6 protein-coding genes are annotated in these 6,178 nt (G+C 68.6%); 5 read left to right on the plus strand and 1 reads right to left on the minus strand.

The features are described from left to right. The first annotated feature begins 6 nt into the window (after positions 1 to 6). The 5 genes from tig (at position 7) to AB0G14_RS10170 (ending at position 5,294) form a co-directional block, all read left to right on the plus strand. On the plus strand, positions 7 to 1,353 hold the full coding sequence (gene tig, locus AB0G14_RS10150) for a trigger factor (protein ID WP_357695710.1): 1,347 nt from the start codon (positions 7 to 9) through the stop codon (positions 1,351 to 1,353). A gap of 168 nt (positions 1,354 to 1,521) precedes the next feature. Beyond that, a complete protein-coding gene (locus AB0G14_RS10155; RefSeq protein WP_350685012.1) occupies positions 1,522 to 2,163 on the plus strand; it encodes an ATP-dependent Clp protease proteolytic subunit in 642 nt (213 codons plus the stop codon). Positions 2,164 to 2,173: 10 nt separating this feature from the next. Beyond that, positions 2,174 to 2,836, plus strand: a complete 663-nt coding sequence (locus tag AB0G14_RS10160) for an ATP-dependent Clp protease proteolytic subunit (RefSeq protein ID WP_357462851.1) — start codon at positions 2,174 to 2,176, stop codon at positions 2,834 to 2,836. Between the two features lie 205 nt (positions 2,837 to 3,041). Then, positions 3,042 to 4,337, plus strand: a complete 1,296-nt coding sequence (clpX, locus tag AB0G14_RS10165; RefSeq protein ID WP_350708380.1) for an ATP-dependent Clp protease ATP-binding subunit ClpX — start codon at positions 3,042 to 3,044, stop codon at positions 4,335 to 4,337. A gap of 159 nt (positions 4,338 to 4,496) precedes the next feature. Further along, on the plus strand, positions 4,497 to 5,294 hold the full coding sequence (locus AB0G14_RS10170) for a carbon-nitrogen hydrolase family protein (RefSeq protein ID WP_357695713.1): 798 nt from the start codon (positions 4,497 to 4,499) through the stop codon (positions 5,292 to 5,294). Positions 5,295 to 5,298: 4 nt separating this feature from the next. Here AB0G14_RS10170 and AB0G14_RS10175 read toward each other — a convergent pair whose 3' ends face one another. After that, positions 5,299 to 5,526, minus strand: a complete 228-nt coding sequence (locus AB0G14_RS10175; RefSeq protein ID WP_357695715.1) for a hypothetical protein — start codon at positions 5,524 to 5,526, stop codon at positions 5,299 to 5,301. Between the last annotated feature and the right edge of the window lie 652 nt (positions 5,527 to 6,178).

Here is a 6,178-nt window from a genome sequence, read left to right on the forward strand (position 1 = left end):
ACGCCTGTGAAGAGCACCGTCGAGACTCTGAGCCCGACGCGCGTGCGGCTCGCCATCGAGGTGCCGTTCGTCGAGCTCGAGCCGAGCCTCAAGAAGGCGTACCGGGAGATCGGGCAGCAGGTCCAGGTTCCCGGCTTCCGCAAGGGCAAGGTTCCGGCGGCCGTGATCGACCAGCGGGTCGGCCGGGGCACCGTCCTCAACGAGGCGGTCCAGGAGGCCATCCCGCAGAACATCCTCGCCGCCGTCCGCGAGCACGACCTGAAGACGCTCGGCCGCCCCGAGGTCGAGATCACCGAGTTCAACGACGGCGACTCGCTGAACTTCACCGCCGAGGTCGACGTCCGCCCGGAGATCACCCTGCCGGACCCGGCCACCATCGAGGTGACCGTCGACGAGCTGCAGATCGACGACAGCGAGATCGACGAGCAGGTGAAGAACCTGCGCGAGCGCTTCGCCACCCTGAAGACCGTCGAGCGGGCCGCCCAGGAGGGCGACTACGTCCAGATCGACCTGAACGCGACCGTCGACGGCGAGGACGTGCCGGGCGGCCAGGCGAGCAACATCTCCCACGAGGTCGGCAGCAAGCAGCTCCTCCCGGGTCTGGACGAGGCCGTCGTCGGCCTGTCCGCCGGCGAGAGCACCTCCTTCACCACCCAGCTCGTCGGCGGCGACTTCGCCGGCCGCGACGCCGAGGTGGCGGTGACCGTCCGCACGGTCAAGGAGAAGGAGCTGCCGGAGCTCGACGACGAGTTCGCCCAGATGGCGAGCGAGTTCGACAGCATCGAGGAGCTGCGCGGGGACCTGCGCGAGCGGGTCACCCGGGGCAAGCGGGTCGAGCAGATCTACGCCGCCCGCGACAAGGCCCTGGAGCAGCTCGTCGCCGCCGCCGAGGTGCCGGCGCCGGAGGGGGTCGTCCGCGAGGAGGTCGAGAGCCGCAAGCAGGCGATGGTCGACCAGCTCGAGCGCATCGGGGCCTCCCTGGAGGAATACCTGGCGGCCGAGGAGAAGACCGAGGAGCAGATCGACGCCGAGCTGACCGAGGCGGCGACCGAGGGCGTCAAGATCCAGCTGCTGCTGGACACCCTCGCCGACGCCGAGGAGGTCCAGGTCAGCGACGACGAGTTCGGTCACGAGATCGTGCACCGGGCCCAGCGCGCCGGGATGGCCCCGCAGCAGTACTACGACCAGTTGGTCCGCTCCGGCGCGGCCGGCGCCGTCTTCGGGGACGTGCGGCGCGGCAAGGCCCTGGCCTCGGTCATGGAGCGCATCAAGATCAAGGACTCGGCCGGCAACGAGGTGACGCTCGACGCCCTCCGCGCCGAGAGCGAGGCCGAGCACAACCACGAGCACTGATCGTCGGGTGAGGCCGCCGTCCGCCGCTTGCGGTGGGCGGCGGCCCGATCCCTTTCCGGGGTACGTCTCCAGGGCTGCGCTGTTAGCGAACACTGCCCGGACCGGGACTCTGCCACCAGGCTGAGCGGTTAGTGTCGGGTAGGACGGTACGGAGAGCGAAGGGCTGCCATGACCGACATGCACATGCAAGCGATGCCGCTCCGGGCGATCGAGGCCCGCGGTGGCGACAACATTGGCAACCTCGATGACTCGGTCTACAACCGGTTGCTCAAGGAGCGGATCATCTTCCTGGGCAGCGAGGTGACCGACCAGGTCGCCAACCGCATCTGCGCGCAGCTCCTGCTGCTCGCCGCGGAGGACCCGGACCGCGACATCAACCTGTGGATCAACTCGCCGGGTGGCTCGGTCTACTCGGGCATGGCGATCTACGACACGATGCAGTTCATCGACAACGACGTGTCGACCGTGGCGATGGGCATGGCGGCCTCGATGGGCCAGCTGCTGCTCTGCGCCGGCACCAAGGGCAAGCGTTACGCCCTGCCGCACGCGCGGATCATGATGCACCAGCCGTCCGGCGGCATGGGCGGCACGGCGTCGGACATCGCCATCCAGGCGGAGCAGATGCTCTACACCAAGCGGATGTTCCAGGAGCGGGTCGCCTTCCACACCGGGCAGAGCCAGGCGCAGATCGAGGCGGATTCCGACCGCGACCGCTGGTTCACCGCCCAGGAGGCCACGGACTACGGCTTCATCGACAAGGTGATCACCGGAGCCACGCAGGTTCCGGAAGGCGCCGGGACCCTGAGCTGAGGAGCTGACGATGACCGACCTGAGCCTGCCGCCGCAGTTCGCGGCCGTGCACAACCGCTACGTCCTGCCGTCGTTCGTCGAGCGCACGTCGTACGGGGTCAAGGAGTCGAACCCGTACAACAAGCTCTTCGAGGACCGGATCATCTTCCTCGGCGTCCAGGTCGACGACGCGTCGGCCAACGACGTGATGGCGCAGCTGCTGACGCTCGAGGGCACCGACCCGGACCGCGACATCATCATGTACATCAACTCGCCGGGTGGTTCGTTCACCGCCATGACGGCGATCTACGACACCATGCAGTACGTCCGGCCGGACATCCAGACGGTCTGCCTCGGCCAGGCCGCGAGCGCCGCGGCCGTGCTGCTGGCCGCCGGCACCCCGGGCAAGCGCATGGCGCTGCCGAACTCGCGGATCATCATCCACCAGCCGGCCACCGAGGGCGGCTACGGGCAGGGCTCGGACATCGAGATCCAGGCCCGGGAGATCCTGCGGATGCGGACCCAGCTCGAGGAGATGCTCTCCCGGCACTGCAACCAGCCGATGGAGAAGGTCCGCAAGGACATCGACCGTGACAAGATCATGACGGCCGAGGAGTCCCGGGAGTACGGGCTGGTGGACACCATCCTCACCAGCCGCAAGAAGGGCCTGTTGGCGGCCAACGCCGCCAGCTGAGCAGTTTCGCGTCGAGGTCGGCCGGGAGTCCGCTCCCGGCCGACCGTCTGACACACCCGTTTTGGGGGTCGGAGAAAACTCCGCCAGCGGGTAACGTCGGGTCTGTACCGCTCCGCCGGTCCTCCGGCTGGGTGAACGAGGCGGGCGGCGTACCGTCCGCAGGTCAGGGCCGGGTCTCCGGCCGATGAGTGCAGGGAGAACGTAGGTGGCACGGATCGGTGACGGCGGCGACCTACTGAAATGCTCCTTCTGCGGCAAGTCGCAGAAGCAGGTCAAGAAGCTCATCGCGGGCCCAGGGGTCTACATCTGCGACGAGTGCATCGATCTCTGCAACGAGATCATCGAGGAGGAGTTGGCCGAGTCCGGCGAGGTGAAGTGGGAAGAGCTTCCCAAGCCGATGGAGATCTGCCAGTTCCTCGACAACTACGTGGTCGGGCAGGACCAGGCCAAGAAGGCGCTCGCCGTCGCGGTCTACAACCACTACAAGCGGATCCAGGCCGATGCGGCCGGCGCGCCGGGTTCCGGCAGCGACGCCGTCGAGTTGGCCAAGTCCAACATCCTGCTGCTCGGCCCGACGGGGTGCGGCAAGACCCACCTGGCGCAGACGCTGGCGCGGATGCTGAACGTGCCGTTCGCCATCGCCGACGCCACCGCGCTCACCGAGGCCGGCTACGTGGGCGAGGACGTGGAGAACATCCTCCTCAAGCTGATCCAGGCGGCGGACTACGACATCAAGCGCGCCGAGACCGGCATCATCTACATCGACGAGGTCGACAAGATCGCCCGCAAGTCGGAGAACCCGTCGATCACACGGGACGTCTCCGGCGAGGGTGTCCAGCAGGCGCTGCTCAAGATGCTGGAAGGCACGGTGGCCAACGTGCCGCCGCAGGGCGGGCGCAAGCACCCGCACCAGGAGTTCATCCAGATCGACACCACCAACGTGCTGTTCATCTGCGGCGGTGCCTTCGCCGGGCTCGACCAGATCATCGAGGCCCGCACCGGCCACGGCGGCACGGGCTTCGGCGCCCGGCTCCGGTCGGTCAGCGAGCGGTCGACCGACGACATCTTCAGCCAGGTCATGCCGGAGGACATGCTGAAGTTCGGGCTGATCCCCGAGTTCATCGGCCGGCTCCCGGTGATCACCAACGTGCGCAGCCTGGACCGCACCGCGCTGGTGCGCATCCTCACCGAGCCGCGCAACGCCCTCGTCCGGCAGTACCAGCGCCTCTTCGAGCTCGACGGCGTCGAGCTGGAGTTCGAGGAGCCGGCGCTGGAGGCGATCGCCGACCAGGCGATGCTGCGCGGCACCGGCGCCCGCGGCCTGCGCGCGATCATGGAAGAGGTCCTGCTCTCCGTGATGTACGAGGTGCCGAGCAACCCCGACGCCGCGCGGGTGCTGATCACCCGCGAGGTGGTCCTGGAGAACGTGAACCCGACGATCGTGCCCCGCGAGTTCACCGGCCGCCGCGCCCGGCGGGACCGCGAGGAGAAGTCGGCCTGAACCACCGCCACCGCCACCGCGCCCCCTCCGCCGAGGTCGGGCGCGGTCGGCGTTTCCAGGGGCGGTGAGCGTCGGCAGCGGACGAGGCGAGACCGGGGCGCAGTGTTCGACGGTTGCCGCTGTCGCGCCGTGGCCCGGTCCGGTCGTACGCTGATCCCCATGCGTGTCGCCGTCTGCCAGCTCAACGCCCGGGACGACCGTAAGGCCAACCTCGCGGCCGCCGAGGCCCTGCTGGAGCGCGCGGCCGCGGCCGGCGCGGACGTCGCCCTCCTGCCGGAGTACGTCGACTACCTCGGCCCCGCCGCCGGGCTGCCCGAGCCGGAGCCGGTGGATGGCGAGGTGGGGCAGTTCTTCGCCGGCGTCGCGCGCCGGCTGGGCATCTGGGTGATCGCCGGGTCGATCCACGAGCGCGGGCCGGACCCGGCCCGCACCTGGAACACCACCCTGGTCCTCGACCGCTCCGGAGCGCTCGCGGCCACCTACCGCAAGATCCACCTGTACGACGTGGAGATCCCCGGCCGGGTCTCCTATCTGGAGTCCGCCACCGTCGCTCCCGGCGACCAGCCGGTGGTGGTCGACGTCGAGGGGCTCCGCGTCGGGCTGTCGATCTGCTATGACCTCCGCTTCCCGGAGCTGTACCGGCAGCTCGCCACGGACGGCGGCGCCCAGTTGCTGGTGGTGCCGGCGGCCTTCATGCTGCACACCGGGCGGGACCACTGGGAGGTGCTGCTGCGCGCGCGGGCGATCGAGAACCAGTGTTTCGTCGCCGCGGCGGGGCAGACCGGCGATCACGACCCGGGCCGGACCTGCTTCGGGCGCAGCATGGTGGTCGACCCGTGGGGGACGGTGCTCACCCAGGTGCCCGACGGCCCGGGTGTTGCCGTCGCAGACCTCGATCTCGACCGGCTGCGGACCATCCGTGCCGAGTTGCCGAGCCTGGCTAACCGGCGCCTGTAGGCCCTCAGCCCTGCAGCAGTACGCCCACCACGGCGAAGCCGGCGATCGCCGCGGCCGTGACGAGGAGGGCCGTCGTCATCCGGGACCGCCCCCGTCGGGCCAGCCGTGCCACCGACACCACGAGGACGAAGAGCACGAAGGCGCCGATGACCAACTGCCAGAACGGCAGCAGCAGCCCGAGCAGCGCGTCCTCGGCGAGCACCGCCGTCCGGGGGCGGGTGAGGTCGTCCATGACGAACACTCTGGCACGGCGGAGCCCCGTGCGGACCCTGTGCCGCCATCACGAATGCGGGACCGCCTCCGCCGGCGACAGCCAGGCAGTGACGGACGCTGATTTGCCTTCCCGGGGCAGTACGCGTAACTTTCTCTCTGCACGCGGGAGGCCGGACAAACCGGCTGACAACGGGTACCAGGCTCGTGGCGGAGACGCCGAGCGGGACTGGGATCGGGCGGTGCGAAGACACTCCGACACGGGGTTGCGATCGCGAGACTGACCGGGTAGAGTGCTGAAGCCGGCAGGAGCCGGGCGGATAGCCGCAGAGCGGCGATCGGCCGGTCTGCGGTTTCCCACGACAGAAACGACCGCCGTTATACGGCGTGCGTCATCGTGGATCTGGAGCACCGAACGTTGATCATCTCGGCCACGAGGTTGACAACGCGAAGTGAGCCGAGTAAGGTAGAGGAGTTGCCCCAAGCGGGTTCCCACGATGCGGGACGCCCGAGTGGTGTGTGGTTGTTCTTTGAGAACTCAACAGGGTGCTTGATAAGCCAGTGCCAAATTGATTTATTTCCCGGGACTGGTCAGGCCTTTTGGTTTGGCTGGTTTTGGATTCCTTTGGCAACATTTGTTGTCGGGATGACTGTTTCAACAAAGTTTTTGTTGG

Source organism: Micromonospora sp. NPDC023814 (genome assembly GCF_040639595.1).
Classification (GTDB): domain Bacteria; phylum Actinomycetota; class Actinomycetes; order Mycobacteriales; family Micromonosporaceae; genus Micromonospora.

Coding starts and splice junctions, on each gene's coding strand:
- AB0G14_RS10170 (WP_357695713.1), top strand. CDS start 4,497: ATGCGTGTCGCCGTCTGCCAGCTCAACGCCCGGGACGACCGTAAGGCC.
- AB0G14_RS10160 (WP_357462851.1), top strand. CDS start 2,174: ATGACCGACCTGAGCCTGCCGCCGCAGTTCGCGGCCGTGCACAACCGC.
- AB0G14_RS10175 (WP_357695715.1), bottom strand. CDS start 5,526: ATGGACGACCTCACCCGCCCCCGGACGGCGGTGCTCGCCGAGGACGCG.
- AB0G14_RS10155 (WP_350685012.1), top strand. CDS start 1,522: ATGACCGACATGCACATGCAAGCGATGCCGCTCCGGGCGATCGAGGCC.